The organism is Sphingomonas ginsengisoli An et al. 2013 (assembly GCF_009363895.1).
GTDB lineage: Bacteria > Pseudomonadota > Alphaproteobacteria > Sphingomonadales > Sphingomonadaceae > Sphingomicrobium > Sphingomicrobium ginsengisoli.
Window position 1 is genome coordinate 1,683,446 of record NZ_CP045434.1, and the last position, 24,714, is coordinate 1,708,159.

Annotated in this window: 23 protein-coding genes; 11 read left to right on the plus strand and 12 right to left on the minus strand. The window is 67.8% G+C overall.

What is annotated here, in order from left to right; translation table 11 throughout:
- The 6 genes from GCU42_RS08120 (at position 1) to GCU42_RS15630 (ending at position 2,130) form a co-directional block, all read left to right on the plus strand.
- Positions 1 to 204, plus strand: coding sequence for a hypothetical protein (locus tag GCU42_RS08120; protein WP_152569517.1), 204 nt, complete (start codon positions 1 to 3; stop codon positions 202 to 204).
- The gene (locus GCU42_RS08125) at positions 204 to 560 is read left to right on the plus strand and encodes a hypothetical protein (RefSeq protein ID WP_114227046.1); all 357 of its coding nucleotides are present in this window, start codon (positions 204 to 206) and stop codon (positions 558 to 560) included. The genes GCU42_RS08120 and GCU42_RS08125 overlap by 1 nt, the downstream gene beginning before the upstream one ends.
- Positions 557 to 688 carry a hypothetical protein gene (locus GCU42_RS15545; protein WP_275887908.1) on the plus strand — a complete coding sequence of 44 codons (132 nt, stop codon included), beginning with the start codon at positions 557 to 559 and terminating at the stop codon, positions 686 to 688. Before GCU42_RS08125 ends, GCU42_RS15545 begins: the two co-directional genes overlap by 4 nt.
- 214 nt (positions 689 to 902) lie before the next feature.
- Positions 903 to 1,217 carry a hypothetical protein gene (locus tag GCU42_RS08130; RefSeq protein WP_114227047.1) on the plus strand — a complete coding sequence of 105 codons (315 nt, stop codon included), beginning with the start codon at positions 903 to 905 and terminating at the stop codon, positions 1,215 to 1,217.
- A gap of 99 nt (positions 1,218 to 1,316) precedes the next feature.
- Positions 1,317 to 1,721 (plus strand): hypothetical protein, encoded by a 405-nt coding sequence (locus GCU42_RS08135; protein WP_168713107.1) that lies wholly within the window; start codon positions 1,317 to 1,319, stop codon positions 1,719 to 1,721.
- 115 nt (positions 1,722 to 1,836) lie between these two features.
- Complete coding sequence (locus GCU42_RS15630; RefSeq protein WP_425505002.1) at positions 1,837 to 2,130, plus strand: surface-adhesin E family protein; 294 nt, start codon at positions 1,837 to 1,839, stop codon at positions 2,128 to 2,130.
- Between the two features lie 164 nt (positions 2,131 to 2,294).
- Here the strand turns inward: GCU42_RS15630 and GCU42_RS08140 are convergent, their stop codons facing one another.
- Positions 2,295 to 2,666: a hypothetical protein gene (locus tag GCU42_RS08140; protein WP_114227048.1), complete on the minus strand. Its 372-nt coding sequence runs from the start codon at positions 2,664 to 2,666 to the stop codon at positions 2,295 to 2,297.
- A gap of 425 nt (positions 2,667 to 3,091) precedes the next feature.
- Here GCU42_RS08140 and GCU42_RS08145 point away from each other — a divergent pair, with 425 nt between their 5' ends.
- Positions 3,092 to 6,283 (plus strand): ATP-binding protein, encoded by a 3,192-nt coding sequence (locus GCU42_RS08145; protein WP_162789178.1) that lies wholly within the window; start codon positions 3,092 to 3,094, stop codon positions 6,281 to 6,283.
- 4 nt (positions 6,284 to 6,287) lie between these two features.
- Here GCU42_RS08145 and GCU42_RS08150 read toward each other — a convergent pair whose 3' ends face one another.
- The 10 genes from GCU42_RS08150 to paoA all read right to left on the minus strand — a co-directional run bounded on the left by GCU42_RS08150 (position 6,288) and on the right by paoA (position 16,884).
- Entirely contained in the window at positions 6,288 to 7,727 is a 1,440-nt protein-coding gene (locus GCU42_RS08150) for a Dyp-type peroxidase (protein WP_114227050.1), read from the minus strand.
- Entirely contained in the window at positions 7,724 to 8,440 is a 717-nt protein-coding gene (locus GCU42_RS08155; RefSeq protein WP_114227051.1) for a hypothetical protein, read from the minus strand. The genes GCU42_RS08150 and GCU42_RS08155 overlap by 4 nt, the downstream gene beginning before the upstream one ends.
- Positions 8,430 to 9,494, minus strand: coding sequence for a catalase (locus GCU42_RS08160; RefSeq protein WP_162789179.1), 1,065 nt, complete (start codon positions 9,492 to 9,494; stop codon positions 8,430 to 8,432). The genes GCU42_RS08155 and GCU42_RS08160 overlap by 11 nt, the downstream gene beginning before the upstream one ends.
- On the minus strand, positions 9,491 to 10,414 hold the full coding sequence (locus GCU42_RS08165) for an SMP-30/gluconolactonase/LRE family protein (protein WP_114227053.1): 924 nt from the start codon (positions 10,412 to 10,414) through the stop codon (positions 9,491 to 9,493). Before GCU42_RS08165 ends, GCU42_RS08160 begins: the two co-directional genes overlap by 4 nt.
- Positions 10,415 to 10,533: 119 nt before the next feature.
- Positions 10,534 to 11,550, minus strand: a complete 1,017-nt coding sequence (moaA, locus tag GCU42_RS08170; protein ID WP_240309379.1) for a GTP 3',8-cyclase MoaA — start codon at positions 11,548 to 11,550, stop codon at positions 10,534 to 10,536.
- Positions 11,547 to 12,038 (minus strand): NTP transferase domain-containing protein, encoded by a 492-nt coding sequence (locus GCU42_RS08175; protein WP_240309380.1) that lies wholly within the window; start codon positions 12,036 to 12,038, stop codon positions 11,547 to 11,549. Before GCU42_RS08175 ends, moaA begins: the two co-directional genes overlap by 4 nt.
- A 77-nt stretch (positions 12,039 to 12,115) precedes the next feature.
- Positions 12,116 to 13,021 (minus strand): XdhC family protein, encoded by a 906-nt coding sequence (locus GCU42_RS08180; RefSeq protein WP_168713108.1) that lies wholly within the window; start codon positions 13,019 to 13,021, stop codon positions 12,116 to 12,118.
- A 70-nt stretch (positions 13,022 to 13,091) separates the two neighbouring features.
- On the minus strand, positions 13,092 to 15,299 hold the full coding sequence (paoC, locus tag GCU42_RS08185; RefSeq protein ID WP_114227056.1) for an aldehyde oxidoreductase molybdenum-binding subunit PaoC: 2,208 nt from the start codon (positions 15,297 to 15,299) through the stop codon (positions 13,092 to 13,094).
- On the minus strand, positions 15,296 to 16,249 hold the full coding sequence (locus GCU42_RS08190) for an FAD binding domain-containing protein (protein WP_114227057.1): 954 nt from the start codon (positions 16,247 to 16,249) through the stop codon (positions 15,296 to 15,298). The genes paoC and GCU42_RS08190 overlap by 4 nt, the downstream gene beginning before the upstream one ends.
- Positions 16,246 to 16,884 (minus strand): aldehyde dehydrogenase iron-sulfur subunit PaoA, encoded by a 639-nt coding sequence (gene paoA / locus GCU42_RS08195; RefSeq protein WP_114227058.1) that lies wholly within the window; start codon positions 16,882 to 16,884, stop codon positions 16,246 to 16,248. Before paoA ends, GCU42_RS08190 begins: the two co-directional genes overlap by 4 nt.
- Before the next feature lie 162 nt (positions 16,885 to 17,046).
- On the opposite strand from paoA, the gene GCU42_RS08200 reads away from it, so the two are divergent.
- Genes GCU42_RS08200 through GCU42_RS08215 form a run of 4 tightly spaced genes read left to right on the plus strand, consistent with a single transcriptional unit; the run spans position 17,047 to position 23,208 of the window.
- Positions 17,047 to 20,601, plus strand: coding sequence for a hydantoinase B/oxoprolinase family protein (locus GCU42_RS08200; RefSeq protein ID WP_114227059.1), 3,555 nt, complete (start codon positions 17,047 to 17,049; stop codon positions 20,599 to 20,601).
- On the plus strand, positions 20,598 to 21,269 hold the full coding sequence (locus GCU42_RS08205) for a DUF969 domain-containing protein (RefSeq protein WP_114227060.1): 672 nt from the start codon (positions 20,598 to 20,600) through the stop codon (positions 21,267 to 21,269). The genes GCU42_RS08200 and GCU42_RS08205 overlap by 4 nt, the downstream gene beginning before the upstream one ends.
- On the plus strand, positions 21,266 to 22,219 hold the full coding sequence (locus GCU42_RS08210; RefSeq protein WP_114227061.1) for a DUF979 domain-containing protein: 954 nt from the start codon (positions 21,266 to 21,268) through the stop codon (positions 22,217 to 22,219). Before GCU42_RS08205 ends, GCU42_RS08210 begins: the two co-directional genes overlap by 4 nt.
- Positions 22,216 to 23,208: a DUF2891 domain-containing protein gene (locus GCU42_RS08215; protein ID WP_114227062.1), complete on the plus strand. Its 993-nt coding sequence runs from the start codon at positions 22,216 to 22,218 to the stop codon at positions 23,206 to 23,208. The genes GCU42_RS08210 and GCU42_RS08215 overlap by 4 nt, the downstream gene beginning before the upstream one ends.
- Here GCU42_RS08215 and GCU42_RS08220 read toward each other — a convergent pair.
- Complete coding sequence (locus tag GCU42_RS08220) at positions 23,205 to 24,662, minus strand: helicase HerA domain-containing protein (protein ID WP_114227063.1); 1,458 nt, start codon at positions 24,660 to 24,662, stop codon at positions 23,205 to 23,207. The genes GCU42_RS08215 and GCU42_RS08220 overlap by 4 nt on opposite strands.
- Between the last annotated feature and the right edge of the window lie 52 nt (positions 24,663 to 24,714).

A 24,714-nucleotide genomic window follows, 5' to 3' on the forward strand; every position in this document is an offset into this window, starting at 1 on the left:
GTGATTACTCAGTCCCTCTCGAACCTGTGGGCGAAGTGGCAGCGCGTGGTTGATTGGGCGAAACCCAACACCCCGTATCTGCATGCGCTGCTCTCACTCATCCTCTTCGTGATGACGCTCATCGGCCTCATCGCTCCGGAAACTGCCACCGGTTACCGCGACTTCACCCTGAACCTGTTCGGCCTCTCGATAGGGGCGATGTAATGGAGAAGGACACCAGCAACTTCCTGCTCGGAGAGATCAAGGCGACGGTGACCGGCACCAGCGAGGACGTCAAAGCGCTCCGCGTCGAAGTTGGCGATGTCGCTCGCCGTGTCACAGCTACCGAGCAAGACCTTGCGTCGCTCCGCGCCGAGCGTTCGCCGATGGTCGAAGGCTACAAGAAGTTCGAGCACAAGGTGAACAACCACATGCAGGCCGATGCCGCGTGGAAGGCCGCGCACGAAGCCGAGCAAGCCACCGAGCGCCGCCAGCAGATTCGCACGCAGGCCATCATGTCGATGGTGATTGCCATTGTGGCCAGCATCCTCACCCTCGTGGGCAAGGCTTACTTTGGATGACCCCCGAGCAGATTGCCGAGCGCATCGCCAAGGTCGAAGCGATGATCGCCGCCCGTGAAGGCAAGGCCGGTTACGCCGCCAATGTCGCCGCCTGCCGCGCCGAGCTAGAGCAACTACGAGCTTTGTAGCCCATTTGGGAAGGTCCGTTGTGTTAGTCTCCGCCTAGGACCAAGGTGCACCTCGTAGCCTTTGCCATTGGAGACAAAAATGTTTGCAGCCGCCATGAGTCTAGCTCTAGCTCCATCGGCTCGCATTACTCAGAGGGCCAAGACCCCTGATCCAGTCATGAATGGTTGCTTGGTTAGCCCAGATGGCGAAGGTCTCGTATTAGGCGGTAAGACCATGCGCGAGCTTCTCGACACTGGCGCGCAGCGCAAACGGCTGACGAATGTGGTGGTTGAGAACACTGGCGCAAACTCCCGAATCGTGCGCTTTACTGCGCATGAGCGCCTGAGCGACACCTCCGACCGCTTCGCTTTCGAGATGCAAAATCAACAGACTAGTTACACACCCCAATGCCCCTCAGGGCGAACTACCGTGTTCATGGGAGCGGCCTTGAATGGTAAGAGGCTGCCATGGGGAGGCCAAGTGGTGCCCGCCGCAGCGATGATTGCCTTCGTTTTCTCAGAAGAGATGGATGCGGCGTCGCGAAGGTAAAAACACGGCGGCATGTCTTGCCAAGTTGGCCCGATTAGAAGGCTTGCTCTGAGTTAGACTTTCAAACATGTTGCGCCCTTCAAGAGGGGGGTGTGCGTGATGAAAAAAGTGTTTCTTATGCTGGCGGCAACGATGATCGGTTCGCCCGCTCTGGCCAAGCCGGTCTATCTCACTTGCACATTTCCCGGTGAGAACGGCAAATCGCGCGACTTCTCGGTTACGTTCGACGAGGAGACGCAATCCCTCTCCTACACAAGCCCGACCGGCTACACCACCAAGCTGCCGAATGTAGTTTTTAAGGCCAATGCGGTAGTTGCTCAAAACACCGATATCTCAAGTGGTCTATACACGACGGATCATTGGGAAATTAATCGAGCGACCGGAGCAGTTTCGCGAACCGTGAAGATGGGCTCCGTTAGATTTCCTGACAAAATCCCGGAACAGACCCTTACCGCCGACAATGGCGCTTGCGCGACCGCGAAGACGCTACCGCGCAAATTCTAAGGCGGAGACACCTGTGCGCAAGAGCATCCTATTAGCAGCGACAAGCATCGGCTTGGTCTACGTCGCCTCGCCAGCGTCAGCGCGGAACTGGATGGAGACTGGTCGCGACTCCCAGATGGCCACCTATCTAGACCTTGATTCTATAACCAACACCGCGACCGGACGAAGTGGGTGGGTCAGACGCGACCTTGAGATTACGGCTAAGCCGACGAATATCTCGCGACTCATCGCCCTCTATGAATGGGACTGCGGTGCACGTCGCTACCGGATCATGCAGACCACTGGTTACTTTCGTGATGGAACGAACGGCACCAGCGCGACGCCCCTCGATTGGAAGTTTGCTGTTCCAGACACCAGCGACGAGCATGTTCTGGACTTAGCCTGCAAAGCGATGCCTAACGCTAGGTAACGCTGACGATCCGACTTATCCCGCCCGCGCTCAACCACCGTCGAGGTCTAGACAGGGCTTAAACCCAGCCTGTTCGAGAAAGGGCGGATATTCGCTCTGGCCAGTTACGCGGCCAATGTCGCCGCCTGCCGTGCCGAGCTAGTCCGCCTTCACGGCCTACTCACTTAGACATTATAGCCCTGCTTACGAAGCAGCGGCCCAACCTCGCGGTCGCTAAAATCCAGTGTGTAGGCGGTTCGCCAAGGTTTGCCGGTTACAGACTGGCGACTGCGTAAGCCAATGGCGGCATGGACCAACGCGACATCTGCCGGGTCCGCGACCAAGAAGACGCATGGCGACTTCAGCCCGCCCTTCTTCGCCGCCCAATCCCCCTTGATGATCGTGCCGAGTTCCTTGCAGAGCGCGGCGAACGGCGAGGGTAGCTCGCGCATATTCTTATCGAAGGGCGTGGGGGTGCGCGGCGAAAGCATGTTGCCGAGCAGGCTGGCATCCGGGTGACCGGCATTGATGAACGCGTTCCACGAAACTTTCGGCATCGGCTGTCCTTGCGACTTGGGGCACAGACATGGGGCACGACATACCCCATTTCCAGCGAACGGGCGCGAAGGTCCACGAACAATCTGTGAGAGAAAACCGGGGCGAATAGTTCGCCGGGATTAGCCGCGAATCGAGCCGGGAGGTTTGGAAGGCTTCTGCTCTACCATTGAGCTACACCCGCATGCCTGGCGGCCGCCGCCGGGCGCGGGCCCGACGATGCGAGGGTCGATTGCCACGAGCGGAGCGCGTCGGTCAACCGGGACAGACGAGTAGCGCCCGATGACGCGCGCGCCGCCGCCCACGATCGGCGATGGGCCGAGGCGGTTTCCTATGGTATCCCGCCGTTGAATTTGGGTTGATTGCGTGGCCGATCACCCTTGTTGCAGTGCTTGCTCGACCTGCTCGGGAGCAATTTGCTGAAGTGATGGACGGGGCGACCGAAGGCCTTGCTGCAACAACGCCCGCCACCAGCGCAGGCGAGCGCCGCCATGTGTCGGTGCTGTTCGCCGATATGGTCGGTTACACGGCGACCATGGAGAAGCTCGACGAGGAACGCTCGTTGGCGTTCGTCCAGGCGGTCTACGCCAGCCTTGCCAATGCGGTCCGCGAGCATGACGGACGGGTCCATGCCTTCGGCGGTGACAGCGTCATGGCCGTGTTCGGCCTATCCGAGGCGTCGGAGAATCCCGCGCTCCAGGCCTGCCGCGCGGCGATGGCGGTGCAGCGGGCGTTCGACGGCCCCAATCCGATCAGTGAGAAATACGGCCTTAGACCTCAGATGCGGGTCGGGATCAGCACAGGGCTGGCGGCGATCGCGGCGGTCGACAGCGAGAGCGGGACGCTCACCACCATCGGCAATTCGGTTAACTTGGCATCACGAATCGAAAGTCAGGCACCCCCGGGTGGCTGCCTGATCTGCGAAGCGACGCGCGGGATGATCGAGTGGCAAGTCGCGGTCGAATTCCACAGCGAAGCGACGATCAAGGGCGTGGCGCTGCCGCAGAAGCTGTGGCGGCTGGTCTCGGTCAACGAGAATGCGAGCCGCTTCGATCGCTCGCTCGGCCGTGGATTAAGTCCGCTGGCGGGCCGCGACGCCGACCTGGCCAAGCTCCGCTCGGCGCTCGGGGCGGCGCGCGGCGGGACGCGGGTGGTCGACCTGGTCGCCGAGCCTGGCCTCGGCAAGACGCGGCTGATCTTCGAATTCCTCAAACTGGCGGACGAAACCGGCGCGGTCGTGCTGCAGGGCCATTGCGCGGCGGACAGCAAGCAGATTCCGTTCCTGCCCTTCCTCGAGGTCGCGCGGGGGGCGTTCCAGTTGCAGCCAGAGGACGAGCCCGAACTTATCGCCAAGAAGCTCGAGGCCGGCCTGCGCGCGCTCGCGCTGCAAAGCCAAGAGAATCTGGGCCTACTGCTTAACCTGCTCGGCCTGGCGCCACCGGCGGCCTCGCTGGCAGGGCTAGAGGTCGTGCTGATTGGCTTGCGGACGCGCGACCTCCTGCTCGCGCTGCTGAGGGCTTTATGCCAGACTCGCCTGGTCATCCTGACCCTCGAGGACATCCACTGGATCGACAGCGCGTCGGAGGAAGTGCTGGCGCGGATCGTGACCGACAGCGGCCTCGCCAACCTGCTGGTGGTTCACGCGCGGCGGCCCGAATATGCGCCGTCGTGGCGGGGGGAGCCGGGGGTAAGCACGCTTCGCCTCGCACCGCTCGCGAGCGCAGACATTTCGCAAGTCGCGCGCAGCCGGTTGGGTGTCTCCGACTTGCCCGAACCGCTCATCCGGCAGATCGTCGAGCGAGCCGGGGGCAATCCGCTCTTCAGCGAGGAAATCCTCAGCTTCCTGCTCGACCAGGGCGCGGTGCGGGTTTCGGCGGGCGCGGCGATCTTCGACGACGCGGTCAGCGAGAGTGCGCTGCCGACGAGCCTGCTGGGCTTGTTGGCGGCGAGGCTCGACCGGTTGGCCCCGGCCGACCGCGGGCTGGTGCAGGCGGCGGCAGTCATCGGCCGCCGGTTCGATGTGGCGCTACTGGCGCTGGCCCGCCCCGACGTGGTCGACATCGACGAGGCGATCGAGCGACTGCGGCAACAGGAGTTCATCGAGCGCGCAGGCGACGGCGGCGCGTGGGTTTTCAAGCATGCGCTGATGCGCGACTGCGTCTATCAGAGCTTGCTGCCGCCCGATCGGCGCGCGCTTCACCTCGCCGTCGCCCAGGCGCTCGAACAGCGCAGCCAGGGGCGGCTGACCGAAGCGGCCGAACTGCTCGCCCAGCATTATTCGCGGACCGAGCGCGACGACCTGGCCTTCACCTATCTCGCGCTGGCCGGCGCCAAGAGCCTCGGCACCTTCTCGCACGACGAAGCGGCGACCTATTTCGCCTCCGCGCTCGCGCTCTACGAAGCCAATCCCCGCTGCGCCGACCTGAACGCCGTCGCGGTTCTGCTCGCCAACACCGCGCTATGCCTCAATTTGTCGCTGTCGGTGCTGCCGATGCTGGCGCTTGCCGATCGCGTGGCACCGCTGCTCGAGGCGATCGGCGACGACCGCCATCACGCGCTCTTCCTCCACCATTATGCCGCCTGTCTCGTCGGCAACGCGCGCTATCGCGACGCGCTGGCGGTGCAGCAGCGGCTGTCGGCAATGGCCGAGCGCCTCGGCGATCGCGGTGCCACTGCCTACGCCCTCGTCAGCGAACTGTCGGTGTCGACCTACTGCGCGCCTATGACAGTGGCGGCGTTTGACGCGGTCAGCGCCGAGGCGGCGCGCAACCTCGCCGCGATCAACGACGCCTATCTCGACAATTTCTATCTTGCGAGCATCGGCTGGGACCAGGTCTGCCGGGGCCAGGTCGAGCGCGCGGCCGCGACCGCGGACCGGCTGGTGGCGAGCGGCACCGACCGCAACGACCCTCGTGCGCTCGGTTACGGCACCGCCATGCGCGCGCTGATCGCCAGTATCGCCGACGATTATGCGCAGGCGCTCGCACTCGCCGAGCGCGCGATGGAGGTGTCGCGCGCCCGGTTCGAGCAGATCATCGCCTCGGCCGCGCGGTGCGGGGCGATCGTGCCGCTTGGCGAGCCCGGCGCGACCGAGCAGGTTGAAGAGCATCTCGCGCTGTGTCGACGAAATGGCTGGACGATGTTCGAGGCCGGGCCCGAGTTGATGCTCGGCGTGGCGCAGGTCATGGCGGGTCAGATCGGCGCCGGCCTCGCTCACATCGAGGGCCGGATTGCCCGCTACGAAGCCGAGGGTTTCCGCATCGCGGCCGACTGGGGGCGGCTCTATCTGTGCGAGGTCTATCTCGCGATCCTATCGGGCAAAGGCGGTGCTTCGGTCGGGGTGCTGCTGCGGAACGGCCGGAGCCTGGCCGGCGTGTTCCTGCGTGGAGCGGGACGGATCGAGCAACTCATCGCGCAGGTCCGCGCCAACCCGCAGATGGACCCCGAGGGGCATAATGCCGGTCGCGCCGAGATGGTGCTGGGGCTGCTGTACCAATTGAAGCGGCGCCCCGCGCTTGCCGAGCGGCATCTACGCGAGGCCAAGCGGCTGATCGAAGCGTCGGGGGCGTCGCCCCTGCTCGACCGGGTCGAAACCGCGCTCGCAGCGCTGCCAAGCTGAGCGCCTAGTCGCGCAAGCCGGCGAGGTAGCGGAGCGCGGCCATGCTGGGAATGAAGGTGTAGGCACCGCCACGAGCGAAGACGAACCGCGGGAAGCCCCGCAGGCGAAGCTTCGATCCATCCTTCAAGCGGAGGTCGAACCAGCTCGTCTCCGGCTGGTTCGCGCCGAGCAGCGGATCGTTGGACCGCGTTATGTCGGGATCTTGCAGCCCCAGGTTGAGCCAGTCGCACATGATCGCCTCAAACTGGGCGGCGATATTGGCGCCGATAAAGTTGCCGAGGAGTCCACGCTCGATCGTGTCGGGCTTTGCCGGGTCGTAGGGCGGGCCGTAGGGCATTCCCCGCCGTACCAGCCGCCGGGTGTAGTTGGCGACGCGCTGGACCATCGCCCCGCCGCGCGGATTGACCCGCCGGAGGTGCGAGCCCGCGGGGCAGGTCGAGGACGCGCCATAGTCGAAATTCGTCAGCGACTTGGTCGGATCGGGCACGTCAGGGCAGGAAGCGAGCGGATCGCCGTTGCGCCAGCGGCCGCACCACTGCGCGGCGACAATTTCGCGGAGCGCGAGGAAGCGGTCGTCGCGCGGCGGAGTCTGCGGCCGCTCGGCAGGGCCGAACAGGACGTCCAAGATTTTTTTGGCATCGCCGGGAGCGAGGATTGCGCACAGCTTGTCGCCCGGCAGTCGCTCGAGCAGCTCGGCCGCCGCGCGGTCGAGATAGGCCTCGAAGCCGACAACGTCCTGCTGGAGAATACGGAAGGCGTTGAAGGTGCCGTTGAAGCCGAGCGCGGCCGGTTCGGGCACCCGGAACAACAGGCCTTCAAGGCGCGTGGGGTAGCCGAGCAGCACCGTGCCCAAGGGATCGATCGGCTCGATCGTGGGCTGTTTCGGATGCTGCCGGAAGCGCGGCTGCGAGATGCTGTCGACATAGCCGAAATGCACCCGGTTCTCGGGAAAACCCGCCCCGTCGCGCGCGCCGAGCACGGTAAATGCCCAGGCGACCTGGGCCTCGACCGCGTCGAGCGTCGCGACGTCGTCGGGAGCGTAGACGGTCGCGACGAGGTGGATGCGCTCGGGCTGGTCGAACGGTGCGGGCCAGTTGGCCGGGGCGCCCGCACCGGTGTCCGACAGCAGCGCGGCTCGGCCTGCCATGCCCTGCGCAAATTCCAGCGGAAAGCTGGCAAGCGATGCGGCGGGCGTGCCGAGCGCCTGCAGTCCGGGGAAGGTGACCGCGAGATTGAAGCAATAAGGCGGCGGCGTGGTCCACGGCTCATCGGTGGTGATCGCCGGCACCGCCTCGCTGCCGCCCTCGGCCGCGACCTTGAGAAACTGCCGCGCGGCGGCTCGGTCGGTCACCTCGAGCATGAGGTGGCGGACGAAGCGAAGGTTGCTGCGATAGCCGCGCAGGACATTGCCCTGAATGTCGCGAGGTGCGAGCCCGGCGCTCACCAGCCCACTCCGAAGGCGCCGCGGACCTGGGCGGCGGACACGCCGGGATAGGCCCGATAACCGCCACCGAGCGAGAGATCGGGGTTGGAGCGCATCTGCAGTACCAGCGCCCGCGACAGCGAACGCAGCGGATGCGGCGGACTGTCGGGCGAAACCCCGTTGGCCGCATCCTGCAGCGCGAACAGGTCGGTCGGGAAATCGGGAGCCTGGAACAGGTCGTGCTCGCGGACCCATTCGATGAAGGCTTCGACATGGTGCGCGGTCGGCCGCAGCGCGTCGCCGCCGTCGACCAGCGCGATCACTGCGTCGAACACGCTCCCGACGGTGGCGATGAAGTCGCGAATATAGTTGCTGAAATCGCCGTCATAGACCGAGATCATGCAGATGTTGTCGCCGATCAGGACAAAGCGGGCGAAGTGAACCGTCCCGACATTGTCGAGCCCCGCGAAAATCTCGTCGACGTTCTGGGCGATGGCGATGGCTGCGCGAGCACGCCCAACCGGCGACGTATCCTTGAGCGGCATGACGAGATTCATCATCCGCTGCAGGCTTTCACTCGGTTGCAGCGAGGGACGAGGCCCACCCGGCAGCGGCACCTTGGGCTCGCGCCACACCCAGTACGGCACGACGACATAGGTCGAGAGCCATTTGAACCACCAGCGATCCGGCATCGAATCGACAAAGCGGTCGAGGAAACCTGGCTTAGCCGACATGCGTGTCGCCCGAGGCGAAAGGACAAAGGTCGGCGCCGCGGCGGCGGCCGGAGATGAGATAGGCGTCGCGCCGGACCGCCAGCACCGGATCGCCCGAGGGTTCGATGCCATCGGGCAGCAGCCACGGATTGAAATTCAATTTCTCGCAGGCCGCGTCGTTAAGGATGGTATCGAGGGTCAACGTCCCCATGATGATCCGGCGACGGTGGGGTGGCCACGGCCGCGTGGGATCGTCGAACGCGTCCCCGACCTCGCCCAGCACCATCATCAGGTTGAAATGGACAGGCTCGGCCGCGATCCGATCGCGTAGATCCTGTTCGAGATAGTTGTCGACCGGAGGCTGGGCGGGATCGGTGTCGAGCACGCCGATGGTCGGCACCCAGCTGAACCGCACCCAGCGGCGCACTTCGTCGGGCGCGGTGACGACGAACGTGTGGACCGCGTGGTAGGCGGCGCGCGCGTAGCTGACCGGCGCGCCGATCGCCGCTGCGTCGAACACGGCGAGCTGCGCATAACGATGCTGATTGGCGAAGGAGATCGCGCCCTCGTCGGGGCGGATCGTCTCGCCCGGATAGGGATCGGGCGACGGCTGGAGGATGTGCAGCAGGTCCGAAAACTTGCGCCACCACGGTTCGCGCCGGCACGGTTCGGGCTTCGCAGCGATGGCGAAGGCGAGAAAGGATTCGGCGTCAGGCGCGAAGAACTCGCGCAAGGTCATCGCGATGAGATCGGTGGCGCTGCCGTCGGCAAGATGGAAGCGCGTCGCCATCCCGCGGACGTCGGACCAGCCGTCGTGGCGGGTCGCGCTGCCCGACCCGTTGGAGAAGCGGACGGTGGCCGGAACGGGCGCGCACCCGGCTCGAAAGTGCGGCGCCCGGCAGAAACTCTGCGCGACAGGCGACGGAAGAAAAGACCCGGTCGCGCCATTGCCGGTCGCGTGCACTGGCCGCAGCGCGGGGCTGCCGTCGGGACGGGCGAGTGCGTCGACCAACTGCTCGGCGATCGGCGGCGCAGGATCGAGCGCTGGCCGCGCGGTCGCCGCCCCTGCGCTCACGCCTGGAATGCCAGCTTGAGGCCGGGCCGCGGCCAGACGGTGTGGTAGATGCGGTTCTGGCTCGACGCGGTAATCCAAACGTCCGTCAAGTCGAGCCCGCCGAAGCAGAGGTTGGTGGTGAACACCGCGGGCACGGGAATGTGGTCGACGCTGCCGTCGGGGCCGAACACGCTGATGCCGCCGTTGAAGATCGTCCCGACGCAGATGTTGCCGCCGGCCTCGACCTTGAGACTGTCGAGCCACTGGAAGCCGGGAAGCGTGCAGATGACGCGGCCGGGCATCACCGGCAGCTGGCCGGGCGCTACCTGACCCGGGCCGACGATGTCGAGCGCCCACAACCGCCCCTGCATCGTGTCCGAGACATAGACGGTCTTGCCGTCGGGGGAGAGGCCGACGCCGTTCGCCATCGGGATCGTCGCCGCCTTGCGCAGCGGCTGGCCATCGGCGGTGCCGTAATAGAGCGCGCCATGCTTGGTGCCGTCGAGCAGCTGCAGGCCTGAATCGGTGAACCAGAAGCCGCCGCTCGAATCGAAGACGAGGTCGTCGGGGGCGAGCAGGCGAGCCCCGTCAAATTGCTCGTAAAGGGTGGTCACCGCGCCGGTCTTGAGGTCGACCCGCTGGACCGAACCGCCGGCATAGGAGGGCGGCGGCGGCGACTGGGGCACGGTACCGATCCCGGGCAGGTCCTGCCAACTGTAGACCCCGCCATTGTTGCAGACGTAGGCCGCGCCATCGGGCCCGATCGCGACGCCGTTGGGGCCACCAGGGAGGCTGGCGACCGTGTCGACGCCGCCTCCGGCGTGGGTCCGCAACAGGGTCTGCGCCTTGATGTCGACGAACAGCAACGTCCCGTCAGTCATTGCGACCGGGCTTTCGGGAAAGCCGAGCCCGTCGACGGCGATGGTGAGTTCGGGTGTCATCGCCCTGTCCCCTGAAAAGAACTCGGCCGGCCGCGCATGCGTTTTATCACCGGCAAGACTCGTGCGATGATGTCAAAGTAAACTGGTGCTCGCAAGCGCGGCCCGGCAGTGGCCTGCGGTCAGCCGCCGGTGACGTTCATATGCCGTGCGATCGCTGGGCGCGGCGCGGCGATGCGGAAGTCGTGGCCGCGAGGCTTGCCCGCCAGCAATTCGTCTAGCGCACCGTGCACTGCCGCCGGCCCGCCCGTCCGCAGCAGCGTGCGCAGCTCGACCTTCTGGTCCTGGCCGAGGCAGCCGAACACGGTCCCGGTGGCGGTAATGCGAATGCGGTTGCAGCCGTCGCAGAAATTGTTGGTGAGCGGTGTGATCAGGCCGAGCGTCGTGCCGAGTTCGGGAACGTCGAAATAGCGCGCCGGGCCGCCGGTTCGGTGCGGCGAGGGCACCAGCGTCAAGCGTCGTTCGAGTGTGCGGCGGACTTCGTCGAGTGGGAGGTAATGCTCGGCACGATCGGCCTCGACGTCACCAAGCGGCATCGTCTCGATCAGGGTGAGCGTATGGCCCTGCCCCGCGCACCAGCGCAGCATGTCCTCGATCTCGTCGTCGTTGACGCCCTTCAGGGCGACCATGTTGATTTTTATCGCGAGGCCAGCGGCGGCCGCGGCCTCGATCCCGCCGAGCACCTGGGCAAGGTCGCCACGGCGCGTGATCTGGCGAAAGCGCGCTGCGTCACGGCTGTCGAGGCTGACATTAATTCGGCGAATGCCGGCAGCCCGCAGCGCTGGAGCGAAGCGGGCGAGCTGGGTGCCGTTGGTCGTCATGGTCAGTTCGTCGAGCCCGTGGTCCAGCCGCTTGCCGAGCCGCGCGCAAAGATCGGAGATGTCCCGCCGCACCAACGGCTCGCCGCCAGTCAGCCGGATCCGCTTGACCCCGCGCGCGATCAGGACGTCGGTGAGCGCCGCGATCTCATCGAAACTGAGGATCTCCTGCTTCGGCAGGAACTGCATGTCCTCGGCCATGCAATAGCGGCAGCGCAGGTCGCAGCGGTCGGTCACCGACAGCCGGACGTAGGTGATCCGCCGTCCGAAGCTGTCGATCATCGGATCGGTGGCGGTAGAGCGTTGCGGCAACGCGATCATGGGGCGCGCTCAAAGCGGTTGGGCGTATCGTAATCGGCAAGCAACGCGGGATCCGCGTGAACCAGCGCGGGCTCTCCCAACAGCGTTCGCACCGGGCGGTCGGGCTCGCCAAGCACAGCGCGCGCAATCGCCGCCGGAATGAGGGTCGGCGGCATGGCGGCGTCACCGTCGTGGCTGATCGCAGCGGTATCCGGCTCGGCCGCACGTGCGAGCGCCTCAAGGTGCCCAAGCGTGACGTGGGGCATGTCGCCGAGCAGCACCAATACCCCCTCGACCCCCTCAGTAAGAGCGGCGGCGAGACCGATCCGCAGCGAGCGGTTGCGGCCGGTCGCGGGGTCAGAATTGTCGACCAGTGTCAGGCCGGCTCCGCTCAGCATGTCGCGCAGCGCAATGTCAGCCGGCGCGACCACCGCGTAACGGCTGGCGAACGGCGCCACCGCGCAGAGATCGGCGCCATAGGTGACCAACGGTTTCCCATCGAGGGGCATCAGCAACTTGTTGTCCGCTCCGAAGCGCCGCGACAAGCCCGCGCAAAGCAGCACAGCGCCGCAGCGCTCGAGCGGGATCACTGCGTCGCCGCCGCATAGGCGCCCACGATCTCCGCCAGCGCCGACAGCGCCAACGTCGTCGGATCGCGTGCGCTCGGGATAACGCCGACCGGGCCGTGCACCCGGGCGATGGCCTCGCCGGCGAGCCCGAGACCGGCAAGGGCGGTTTGGCGGGCGACGTGCGTGCGCGGACTGCCCATCGCTCCGATCCACAGGGCATCGCTGGCCAGCGCCTTCGCCAGCAGCGGCGGCTCCCAGTCGTGATCGTGGAACAGGAACAGGAAGGCGGTCCAACAATCTCCGTCGAGTTCGGGCGGGCTGGCGGCCGAACCGAGCAACGTCGCCTTCGCCCCTTCTGCCTTGCCCGCTGCGACGACCTCTTCGTCCGGCGAAAACAGTTCGACCGCCAGGCGCAGGCTTCGCGCGAGGCGCAGCGACGTCAGCATCTCAGCCCCATGGCCGAGCAGGATAAGCCGGAGCGGCGGCGTGCGCGCCACCCGAAGAGCGTCGCCCCATTGCTCGACCGCGACAGGCCCGAGGGCGATCCTGCCCGAATGGCCAAGCGCGAGGCTCACCGGCTCGCGCCGCGCGAGCTGGGCGAGCGCGGTGTCGATCACGGCCATGTCGGGGTCGGGCAGGAACAAAACGTCCATTCCGCCGCCGCAGGGCAGCTTAAGGTCGAGGTAGGGCGAACCCTGCCCGAACCGCACTGTGCGCGCCTGACCCTCGGTCAGCACCGCCAGCGCCTCGGCGACAATCGCTGCCTCGACGCAACCGCTCGAAAAGGAGCCGGCGCAGTCGCCGTTGGCCAGCACCGCCATGTGCGTGCCGATCGCGCGGGCGCCGCTGCCGGTAAGGTTGGTGATGGTTGCGAGGACTCCGCGCAGCCCGCGACGGCGCCCGTCGGCGAGCAGATTCAACACCTCGATCGCGGTGGCCGCTGGGTCGCTTCGTCGTGGAAGTGGGGGCGCCGGCGACCGCCAAGGCAGGGTGTCAGGCAAGGGGCGGCAGCCGGCCGAGATGCTTGTCGAGCGTGATCGGATAGTCGCGCACCCGAACTCCGGTCGCATTGTATACGGCGTTGGCGATGGCGGCGCCGACGCCGCACAGCCCGAGCTCGCCGACCCCCTTGGCCTTCATCGGATTGGCGAGTGGGTCGGCCTCGTCGAGGAAGACAACTTCCTGGTGCGGGACGTCGGCGTGCACCGGCACCTCGTAGCCGGCGAGGTCGTGATTGACGAACAGCCCGAAGCGCTTGTCGACCGCCAATTCCTCCATCAGCGCCGCGCCGAGCCCCATGGTCATCGCGCCGATCACCTGGCTGCGCGCCGACGTGGGGTTGAGGATGCGCCCCGCGGCGCACACTGCGAGCATCCGCCGGACCCGGGTGACGCCGGTATAGGCATCGACACCGACTTCGACGAAGTGGGCGCCGAAGGTCGACATCTGGTGGCTCTTGTCGAGCTCGCCGAACTCGATCTTGTCCTCGGCCACCAGCTCGCCCTTAGCGGCGGCGTCGCGCAGCGCGAGCGCACGTCCGCCGCCCTGCACCTTTCCGCCGGCGAAGGTCGCCGTGGCGGGGTCGAGCCCGAGCCGCTGAGCGGCAGCTTCGCGCAGTTTGACGCAAGCGGCATAGACCCCGGCAGTCGCGTTGGCGGCGCCGAACTGGCCGCCCGACCCGGCGGACACGGGGAAGGAGGAATCGCCTAGTTTGACCACCACGCCCTCGAGCGGCACGCCCATCATCTCGGCGGCGGTCTGCGCGATGATCGTGTAGCTGCCGGTGCCGATGTCGGTCATGTCGGTCTCGACCGTGACCAGCCCGTCGTGGCCCAGCCGGACACGCGCCGCCGACGCCATGTTGATATGATTGCGGAAGGCAGCGGCGACGCCGAGGCCGGTCAGCCAGCGGCCGTCGCGGACCTGCCCTGGCCGCGAATTGCGCTGCGCCCAGCCGAACCGCTGCGCGCCTTCGCGCAGGCAGCGGACGAGTTGGCGCTCGGAGAAGCGTCGCTCGGGTTTGGCGGGATCGACCTGGGTGTCGTTGCGCGCGCGGAACTCGATCGGGTCGAGCCCAAGCTTCTCGGCCATCTCGTCGATCGCGATCTCGAGCGCCATCAGCCCGGGCGCCTCGCCCGGCGCGCGCATCGCATTGCCCTCGGGCAGGTCGAGCACCGCCAGCCGCATCGCCGTCATCCGGTTGGCCCCGGCGTAGAGCAGCTCGGTCTGATTGACCGCCGTCTCGGGCTGGCCGTCGGGCTGGTCGCCCGACCCGCTCTCATGGGCGATTGCGGTGATCGTCCCGTCGCGCGCTGCTCCGATCCGGATCCGCTGGCGGGTCGCCGGGCGATGGGTGGTGTTGTTGGCAATCATCGGCCGCGGCAGGGCCAGCTTGACGGGCCGCTTGGCCGCCTTCGCCCCCAGCGCCGCCAGCACCGTGTCGGCGCGGAGGAACAGCTTGCCGCCAAACCCGCCGCCCACGTAGGGAGAGAGGAAGCGGATCATGTCCTTGGGAATGCCGAGAGTCTTGGCGAGATCGCTGCGGCCCCAGTCGATCATCTGGTTGGACGTCCAGACCGTCAGCTTGTCGCCGTCCCAGCGGGCGATGGTCGCATGCGGCTCCATCATCGCATGGCTGTGGTCGGGGGTCGTGTAGACCTGGTCGAGCTGGACCGGCGCGGCGGCGAACGCCTGCTCGAACTCGCCGACCCGCTTGACCGGCGAGGCCGCGCCATCCTCCCCGCTCTTGAGCGGCGCATGCTTGAGCTCCGCGTCGAGATCGAAGCGTCCCTTGCCGCGATTATAGTCGACATGGACCAGCGCGGCTGCGGCGCGCGCCTGCTCGAATGTCTCGGCGACGACCACCGCGACGGCCTGTTGATAATGGTCGACCTCTCGTCCGCCGAACAGCTTCACCGTGTTGAAATTGCCCTTGCCGAGCTTGCCGACGTCGAGCGCGGTGACCACCGCCAGCACGCCCGATGCGCGCCGAGCGGCGCCGGAGTCGATCGAGACGATCTGCCCATGGGCGATGCCGGCGGCGACCGGGTAGGCGTAAGCAAGATGGCCGACGTCGTTGTGCTCATAGGCATAGGGCGCGCGGCCGCTCGTCTTGAGCGGTCCATCGATGCGATTGTGGGCGCGGCCGACCACCGTCATCCGGTCGATCGGGTTGGCGCCGGCGGCCTCGGTGAACTTCATGACGCCCTCGCCTGACTCAGTACCGCGGCCAGCGTTCGCTCGGCCAGCGGCAGTTTGAAAGCATTGTCGGCGGTCGGCCGCGCGCCGGACAGCAGCCGTGCAGTAACCGCTTTCGCACCATCGGGCATCGCGCCCTCCGCCGCCTCGACCCGCCACGGCTTGGGTGCGACCCCACCGAGCGCGACCCGGCCCCGCCCGTCGCGCCCGATGACCGCGGCGACCGACAGCACCGCGAACGCGTAGGACGAACGGTCGCGAACCTTCTCGTAATAATGCCGCCCGCCGAGCGGTCGCGGCAGCGTCACCGCGGTGATCAACTCGCTCGGCTCGAGCGCGGTTTCGAGGTGCGGCGTGTCGCCCGGGAGACGATGAAAATCGGCGATCGGGATGGCGCGAACCGCGCCGTCGGGCCTTACCGTTTCGACGCTCGCGTCGAGCACGCGCATCGCCACCGCCATGTCGGACGGATGGGTCGCGATGCACTGGTCGCTAGACCCGATGATCGCGAGCTGACGCGAATAGCCGCCAAGCGCGGCACAGCCCGACCCCGGCCGCCGCTTGTTGCACGGCATGTTGGGGTCGTAGAAATAGGGGCAGCGCGTGCGCTGGAGCAGATTGCCCGCGGTCGTCGCCTTGTTGCGCAATTGGCCCGAGGCACCGGCGACGATCGCCTTGGTCAGCACCGCATAATTGCGGCGAACGCGGCGGTCGGCGGCGAGATCGGTGTTGCTGACCAGCGCGCCGATGCGCAGGCCGCCGTCGCGAGTCTCCTCGATCTTGTCGAGGTGGAGGTCCTGGACGTCGACCAGATGGGTCGGAGTCTCGATCTCGAGCTTCATCAGGTCGAGCAGGTTGGTGCCGCCGGCGAGGAACTTGGCGCCGGGCCGTTCGGCCACCAGCCGCGCGGCCTGCACCGGGTCGGCGGCGCGCTCGTACGAAAACGCCTTCATGCCGTCGCTCCCGCCACTTCGGCGATCGCCTCGGCGATGTTCGAATAAGCGCCGCAGCGGCAGATGTTGCCGCTCATCCGCTCGCGCAGCTCCATATTGCTGAGCTTCGGAGCATCGGCTGGATCGGCCTGCACATAGCTCGGGATCCCGCGCTTGATCTCGTCGAGCACCGCGACCGCCGAGCAGATCTGGCCGGGCGTGCAATAGCCGCACTGGTAGCCGTCGTGCTTGACGAAGGCGGCCTGCATCGGATGCAGCCGGTCGGGGCTGCCGAGGCCTTCGATCGTGGTCACCTTGTCGCCCTGATGCTGGACCGCGAGGCTCAGGCAGCTGTTGATCCGCTGGCCGTTGAGCAGCACCGTGCAGGCGCCGCACTGGCCGTGGTCGCAGCCCTTCTTGGTACCGGTCAGGTGGAGGTGCTCGCGCAGGGCGTCGAGCAACGTGGTGCGGGTGTCGAGGTTGAGCTGCTCGGGCCGGCCGTTGACCTCGAACGACACCGGCATGGTCGTCGGCGCCGGCCCCGGTAACGGGCGGGCGATCGCCTCCATCCCTGGCGTCGTCACCACCGCGGCAGAGGCCGCGCCGCTGACCAGCACGCCGCGCCGCGACACGGGCAGAGCATCGGATTTGCTCATGGCTAAGAAACCTTTGAAAATTGGCCCACCGGTACCGAAGAACATCCAAACGCACGAAAAGCCGAACGGGCTTCCCTATCGGTAGAAAAACATCGCTCGGGAAATCGGCGAACTGGTGTCGCACGGTTGAGCCCCGCGCCCGGCTCTGCTCTAGCGGCACAGGTGAGCCGCAGCTGGTCCTTCGCCATCGACCGTGGTGGCACCTTCACCGACGTGATCGCGACCAGCTCGGACGGTGAGCAGCGGGTGCTCAAGCTCCTGTCCGAAAATCCACGCCATTATCCCGACGCCGCGCTGGAAGCGATCCGCCAGGTGTTGGCGGACAGCGGCGGCGCGGTCGCCGGGGTGCGGATGGGCACCACCGTCGCGACCAATGCGCTGCTTGAGCGCAAGGGCGAGCGGACGGCGCTGGTCACCACCCGCGGCTTCGCCGATGCGCTGCGGATCGGCACCCAGGCTCGGCCCGAGATTTTCGCACGGCACATCATCCTGCCCGATCTGCTCCACAGCGCGGTGGTCGAGGTCGACGAGCGGGTCGGCGCGTCGGGTGAAATCCTGTGGCCGCTGGACGAGGCGGCGGCGCGGATTGCGCTGGAGCGGCTGCGCGACGACGGCTTCGACAGCCTGGCCATCCTGCTGATGCACGGCTGGGCCTTTCCCGCGCACGAAGCGCGCCTGGCAGACATCGCCCGCGACCTCGGCTTCGCGCAGGTGTCGGCCAGCCATGAAGTCGCCCCGCTGATCAAGCTCGTCAGCCGCGGCGACACCACCGTCGCCGACGCTTATCTGTCGCCGGTGCTGCGGCGCTACGTCGACCGGGTGGCGGCGGGGCTGCCGGCAGATACCGAGCTCAGCTTCATGCAATCGAACGGCGGACTCACCGCGGCCCAGGCATTTCGCGGCAAGGACGCGATACTGTCGGGGCCGGCGGGCGGGGTGGTCGGGATGGTCGCCGCCTCGGCGCCGCACGGCAACGAGCGGCTGATCGGCTTCGACATGGGCGGGACCTCGACCGACGTCTCGCACTACGCCGGGCAATATGAGCTCGCCGAGGAGAGCCTGGTCGCCGGGGTGCGCGTCCGCGCGCCGATGATGCAGATCAACACGGTCGCGGCGGGCGGCGGCTCGATCTGCCGGTTCGACGGCCAGCGCTTCCGCGTCGGCCCGGAGTCGGCGGGCGCGGACCCGGGGCCGGCCTGCTACCGCAACGGCGGCCCGCTGACGGTGACCGACTGCAACCTCCTGCTCGGCCGGATCGTCCCAGACCAATTCCCCGCGGTGTTCGGTCCAGCCGGCGACCAGCCGCTCGACCGCGCGGCGGCCGCAGCGCGGCTTGCCGAGGTTACCGCCGCGGTTCGCGCCGTCGGCCTCGGCACGCCGGACGCGGACGAGGTGGCCGCTGGCTTCATCACCATCGCGGTCGAGCATATGGCCGCGGCGATCCGCAAGATTTCCACCGCGCGCGGGCACGACGTGTCGCGCTATACGCTGGCCTGCTTCGGCGGCGCGGGCGGGCAGCATGCCTGCGCGGTGGCCGACCGGCTGGGCATCGCGCGCATCCTGATCCACCCGCTCGCCGGGGTGCTGTCGGCGTTCGGCATCGGCCTTGCGGCCCGAAAGGCGATCCGCGAGCGCAGCTGGCGCCAGCCGCTCGGCAGCGACTTCCAGGCGGCGATCGACGCTCTTGGGAACGAGGCCCGCCAACACCTGCATTTGCAGGGTGTGGCCGCGACCGCCATGGTGATTGAGCATCGCGCACGGCTCCGGCTCGAGGGCAGCGATTTTCCGCTAGAACTTCCGCTGGGCGAGGCGACGGCGCTCCGCCGCGATTTTCACCGGCTGCATCGGCAGCGCTTCGGCTATTCCGACGAAGAGGGGCCGGTGATCGTCGAGACGCTGATCGCCGAGGCCCGGGAGCTGGGCGCGGAATCGGCGGTGGCTAGCGCCGCGGCCGGTAACGGGGCGGTACCGAGCGGCGACGGGACCTGGCCCTGCTATCGCCGTGACGAACTGTCCGCGGACCAGCGCATCGCCGGCCCCGCCCTGATCATCGACGCCGCTTCGACCACCGTGGTCGAAGCCGGCTGGCGCGCCGACCGGGCAAGCGACGGCACGCTGGTGCTGACGCGCGCGGTGCCGCTCGAGCGCGCCCGCGCGGGCGGCACTTCGGTCGACCCGATCCGGCTCGAAATCTTCAACAAGCTGTTCATGGCGATCGCCGAGGAGATGGGCGTCGCGCTCCAGTCGACCGCGACCTCGATCAACATCAAGGAGCGGCTCGATTTCAGCTGCGCGATCTTCGACGCTGCCGGTGCCCTGATCGCCAACGCCCCGCACATCCCGGTCCACCTCGGCAGCATGGGCGAGAGCATCAAGACGATCATCGCGCGGCGCGGCGGCGGAGCCGACGCGCGCGGCATCCGGCGCGGCGACGCCTACATGCTCAACGACCCCTATCGCGGGGGCACCCACCTGCCCGACATCACGGTGATCGTTCCGGTCTTCCTGACCGGCGACGACAACCCGTCCGCCTTCGTCGCCGCGCGCGGCCATCATGCCGACGTTGGCGGGATCGCCCCCGGCTCGATGCCTCCCGACAGCCGCAACATCGCTGACGAGGGCGTGCTGATCGACAATGTGCTGCTGGTCGACGAGGGCCGCCTATGCGAGGCGGAAACGGTCGCGTTGCTGACCGCCGGCGCGTTTCCGGCGCGGCGGCCCGATCGCACCCTCGCCGATCTCAAGGCTCAGCTAGCCGCCTGCAGCCGGGGCGAGGCGCTGCTTCGCGCCGCGGCGGACGAGCACGGGGCTGAAGTCGTCGCGGCCTTCATGGGTCACGTGCTCGCCAATGCCGAGGAATCGGTGCGGCAGCTGCTCGGGCGGCTCGACGATGGCGCCTTCGCCTACCCGATGGACAATGGCGCGGAGGTCAAGGTCGCTATCCGTGTCGACCGCGAACGGCGCGCCGCCACTTTCGACTTCACCGGCACCAGCGCCCAGCGGCCCGATAATTTCAACGCCCCGCGCGCAATCGCCCGCGCCGCTGCGCTTTATGTCGTGCGAACGCTCATCGACGACGACATTCCCTTGAACGACGGCTGCCTCGCACCGGTGACCCTGGTCGTTCCCCAAGGCTCGATGCTGGCGCCTGACTTTCCGGCCGCGGTGGTCGCCGGCAATGTCGAGACCAGCCAGGTCGTCACCGACGCGCTGTTCGCCGCGACCGGCCGGTTGGCGCCGAGCCAGGGGACGATGAACAACTTCACCTTCGGCAACGCGCGCCACCAATATTATGAGACGATCTGCGGCGGGTCGGGCGCGGGGCCCGACCATGACGGGACGGCGGCGGTGCAGACCCACATGACCAACAGCCGGCTGACCGATCCCGAGATCCTCGAGAGCCGGCTGCCGGTGCGGCTCGAGCGCTTCGCCATCCGCCGCGGTTCGGGCGGCGACGGACGACACCGGGGCGGCGACGGGGTCATCCGCGAAATGACCTTTCTCGAGCCGATGCGCGCCAATATCCTTGCCAACCGCCGGCGGATCGCTCCGCGAGGCCTCGCCGGCGGCGGCGACGCCGCGCCCGGACGCAATTGGGTCGAGCGCGCCGACGGCACCGTCGAAGAGCTGACCGCCACCGGTCACGCCGAGATGGCGCCCGGCGACCGCTTCATCATCGAGACGCCGGGCGGCGCCGGCTGGGGAGAGCCCGAATGAACTATTGGCCGCTGCTCGGCATCCTGCTCGTCGTCGCCGGCTTCGCGTTGCGATGGAACCCGATGCTGGTGGTGACGGCCGCCGCGCTCGCCACCGGGCTGCTCGCCGGGCTCGACCCAGTGGCGGTGGTGTCGACCTTCGGCAAGGCATTCAACGACAACCGGATCATCGCGGTGGTGTGGATCGTGCTGCCGGTGATCGGCCTGCTCGAGCGCTACGGGCTGCAGGAGCGCGCAACGGCGCTGATCCGTTCGATGCAAGGCGCCACCACGGGCCGCCTCCTCGCGCTCTACCTGGTCTATCGCCAGGTCACCGCCGCGGTCGGGCTGATGTCGACCGCCGGCCAGGCGCAGACGGTGCGTCCGCTCGTCGCGCCGATGGCGCTGGCGGCAGCCGAGCAGCAATGGGGACCGCTCGATCCCGCGGTCGCCGAGCGGGTCAAGAGCATGGCCGCGGCGACCGACAACGTCGGACTGTTCTTCGGCGAGGACATCTTCATCGCGATCGGCTCGATCGTGCTCATCCAGCAGACGCTGGCGGCCGACGGCTATACGTTGGCGCCGTTCGAGCTGGCGGTGTGGGCAATCCCAAGCGCGGTCGCTGCGTGCCTCATCCACGGCGGACGAATGCTGTGGCTCGACCGCCGGCTGGGTGGAGCGCGGCGATGATCAGCATGACGATGCTCTACGCCGTGGTCGGCGTGATGTTCGCCGGCTTCGCCGTGCTGAGCGCGCTCGACCGGCAAAACCCCCGCCGCCTGGCCAATGCGGCCTTCTGGGGACTGATGGCGCTGAGCCTGCTCGCCGGGGACCGGCTCGGCGACTTCGGCAACGGCCTTCTGGTGCTTGGCTTGGCCGGGATCGGCGGCTTCAACCTGCTCGGCAAAGGCCGCCCCGCGACGACGTCCACGACCGAGCGCGAAACGTGGTCCGCGAAACTCGGCAACCGCTTGTTTCTGCCGGCCCTGATCATCCCGGCAGTCGCGCTCGTCGGGACGCTGGCCGTCGCCTACACGCCGCTCGGAACGCTCGGATTGTTCGAGCCCAAGCGCGAGACCTATGCCCTCCTGATCCTCGGGGCGCTGCTCGCGCTGCACGTGCTGTTCGCTTGGCTGCGTCCGCCCGCCAGCGCCCCGTTGCAGGAAGGTCGCCGGCTAGTCGACTCGATCGGCTGGGCGCTGGTCCTTCCGCAGATGCTCGCCGCGCTCGGCGCCGTCTTCGCCGCGGCCGGCGTCGGAACGGTCGTCGGCGACACAGCGCGCGCGGTCATCCCGGACGGCAGCATCTTCGTCACTGTCCTCGTCTACGCCTTCGGCATGGCGCTGTTCACGATGGTGATGGGCAACGCCTTCGCCGCCTTTCCGGTGCTGGCCGCCGGGATCGGTGTCCCGCTGCTGATCCAGCAATATCACGGCTCGCCGGCGGTGATCGGCGCGGTAGGGATGCTGGCCGGCTTCTGTGGGACGCTGCTGACCCCGATGGCCGCCAATTTCAATTTGGTGCCGGCGGCCCTGCTCGACCTCAAGGACCGCTACGGCGTGATCCGCGCGCAGGTGGCGACCGCGGTTCCGCTGCTGCTTTTCAACACATTGCTCATTTACTGGGTGGCGTTCCGATGATCGAACTGACAACCGCCACTGCCGGGCAGATGGTGCGCATCGCGCTGGGGCATGTCACGCGCGAATATCCGCACAAGCTCGACCACGTCCTGCTGAGCGACGCGGACGCGCAGCCGCCGCGCGCGCTTCACCCGATCTTTTTCGGCAGCTTCGACTGGCACAGCTGCGTTCACGGCTGGTGGACGCTGCTCACGCTGCGGCGCCTCCATCCCGCGCTGCCCGAAGCCGGCTCGATCGCCGAGTTGGCCGACGCGAGCTTCTCCGCCGCCAAGGTCGCTGGTGAGCTGGCCTATCTCGAGCGCCCTCTGTCGGGCGGGTTTGAGCGGCCCTATGGCTGGGCGTGGCTGCTCGCCCTGCACGGCGAGGCTGCTCGTCACTCCGATCGGGCTTGGGCCGCCGCGCTTGAGCCGCTCGCCCGCGCCTTCGCCGAGCGGCTGCGCGGCTACCTTGCAGTGCTGACCTATCCGATCCGCACCGGCACCCATTTCAACACTGCCTTCGCCTTGGTCCTGGCGCACGAATGGGCCGTCGAGTTCGATCCTTCGCTTGCGCAAGCCATCGCCGAGCGGACCTGGGCGTGGTTCGGCGGCGACCGCGACTGCCAGGCGTGGGAGCCCAGCGGCGACGATTTCCTGTCCCCGGCGTGGATCGAAGCGCTGGCGATGGCGCGCTGCTGCCCCGACCGGTTCGACTGGTGGTTCGCCGCTTTCCTCCCCCGCGCCGGGGAGCGCGCGCCGGAAACGCTCTTCACTCCCGCCACGGTCAGCGACCGTTCCGACGGCAAGATCGCCCATCTCGACGGGCTCAACCTCAGCCGAGCCTGGTGTCAGCGGAGGCTGGCGGGGACGGTCGGGCCGGCACTAGCGGCCACGCTTCGCAGCGCCGCCGTCGAGCATCTCGCCGCCGCCTGGCCGCACCTCCAAGGCGACTATGCCGGCGAGCACTGGCTCGCCACTTTCGCGCTGCTGGCGCTGCTCGCCGCCGGCTAGGCGGCCGTCGGTGCGGTGCTGAGCCCGAGGGCCGGCACGCCGATCGAGCGCCGCCCGCCGAAGTCGGTCCGCAACACGATCAGGCCGAGCTTCTCGAGATGCTCGACTAGCCGGCGAATGCGGCCGGGCGAGCTGGTCCCATAAATCCGCGCCAGCGCGGCATCGTCGGGACCGGGCTCCCCCTGCTGGGCGGCGCAGGCGATTAAGAGATAGGGGCCGAGCAGGTCGTCGGGCACGTCCCGAGCCGAGGACAGCACCGGCCGCCACGCGTCGTCGCCCGGGTCGGCAATTCCCGCCGCGGCCATGGCGAACCGCCGCCGGAAAGAATCGAGGTCGAGCTCGCGCCCGGTCAGCCCACGCATTCGCGCCCGCACCGAGAAGTCCTGGTAGAGCGACGGCAGCGGCTGGAAGGTGCTGCCCTCATCGGCGGCCATCTCGGCCAGGATCGCCGCCAACGCCGGACCGAAATCGACGGGGGACGAAGCGGCGTCCGCGATGGTTGCTTCGGGCACGCCTTGGTCCGCGATGCGCTCGATCAATGCCTCAGCCGAGACCGGTGCCGGTGCCGGGTCGCGCGGCGGCAGGGGCAAGGCGGGCTCGCTCTCCTCGACCATCAACAGCGCCTCAAGGTCGGCCTTTGCGAGTTCCGGCAATGGGGTCAGCGCGTGGCCGCCGCCGCGGGTCGCGGTCCGTACCTGGCCAATCCGCACCGCCACCGGCCGCCGGCTGATCGCCGGGCCCAGCCCGAGGAAGTGGCCCCGGTCGAGGTCGCGAATCTGCTCGGCCTGGCGTCTTTCCATGCCGAGCAGGTCGGCCGCCCGCGCCATGTCGATGTCGAGGAAGGTCCGGCCCATCAGGAAGTTGGAGGCTTCCGCCGCGACATTCTTGGCAAGCTTGGCAAGCCGCTGGGTGGCAATCACTCCGGCCAGCCCGCGCTTGCGGCCGCGGCACATCAGATTGGTCATCGCCGCCAGCGACACCCGCCGGGCATCGTCGCTGACTTCGCCGGCGGCGGCAGGCGCGAACAATTGCGCCTCATCGACCACCACCATCGCCGGATACCACCACTCGCGGGGGGCATCGAACAACGCCGACAGGAAGCGCGCGGCGCATTTCATCTGGCCGTCAATCTCGAGCCCGTCGAGCGCGAGCACCACCGACGCACGATGCTCGCGCACCCGCGCCGCCACCCGCGCGACCTCGGCGTCGCCGAGCGCCGCGCCATCGACGACGATGTGACCGAACGGCTCGGCCAGCGTGACGAAGTCGCCTTCGGGATCGATCACGATCTGCTGCACCAGCCCCGCGCTCTCTTCGAGCAGGCGGCGCAGCAGGTGCGACTTTCCCGACCCGCTGTTGCCCTGGACGAGCAAGCGGGTGGCCAACAATTCCTCGATGTCGACGGTGACCTCGGCACCCCCCGGCGCGGCCCCGATCACGATGGATGCACTCACCGGTCAAGGCTTTACCGTCGCCACGCGACCCCGCAACCCGCGATCGGGCGGT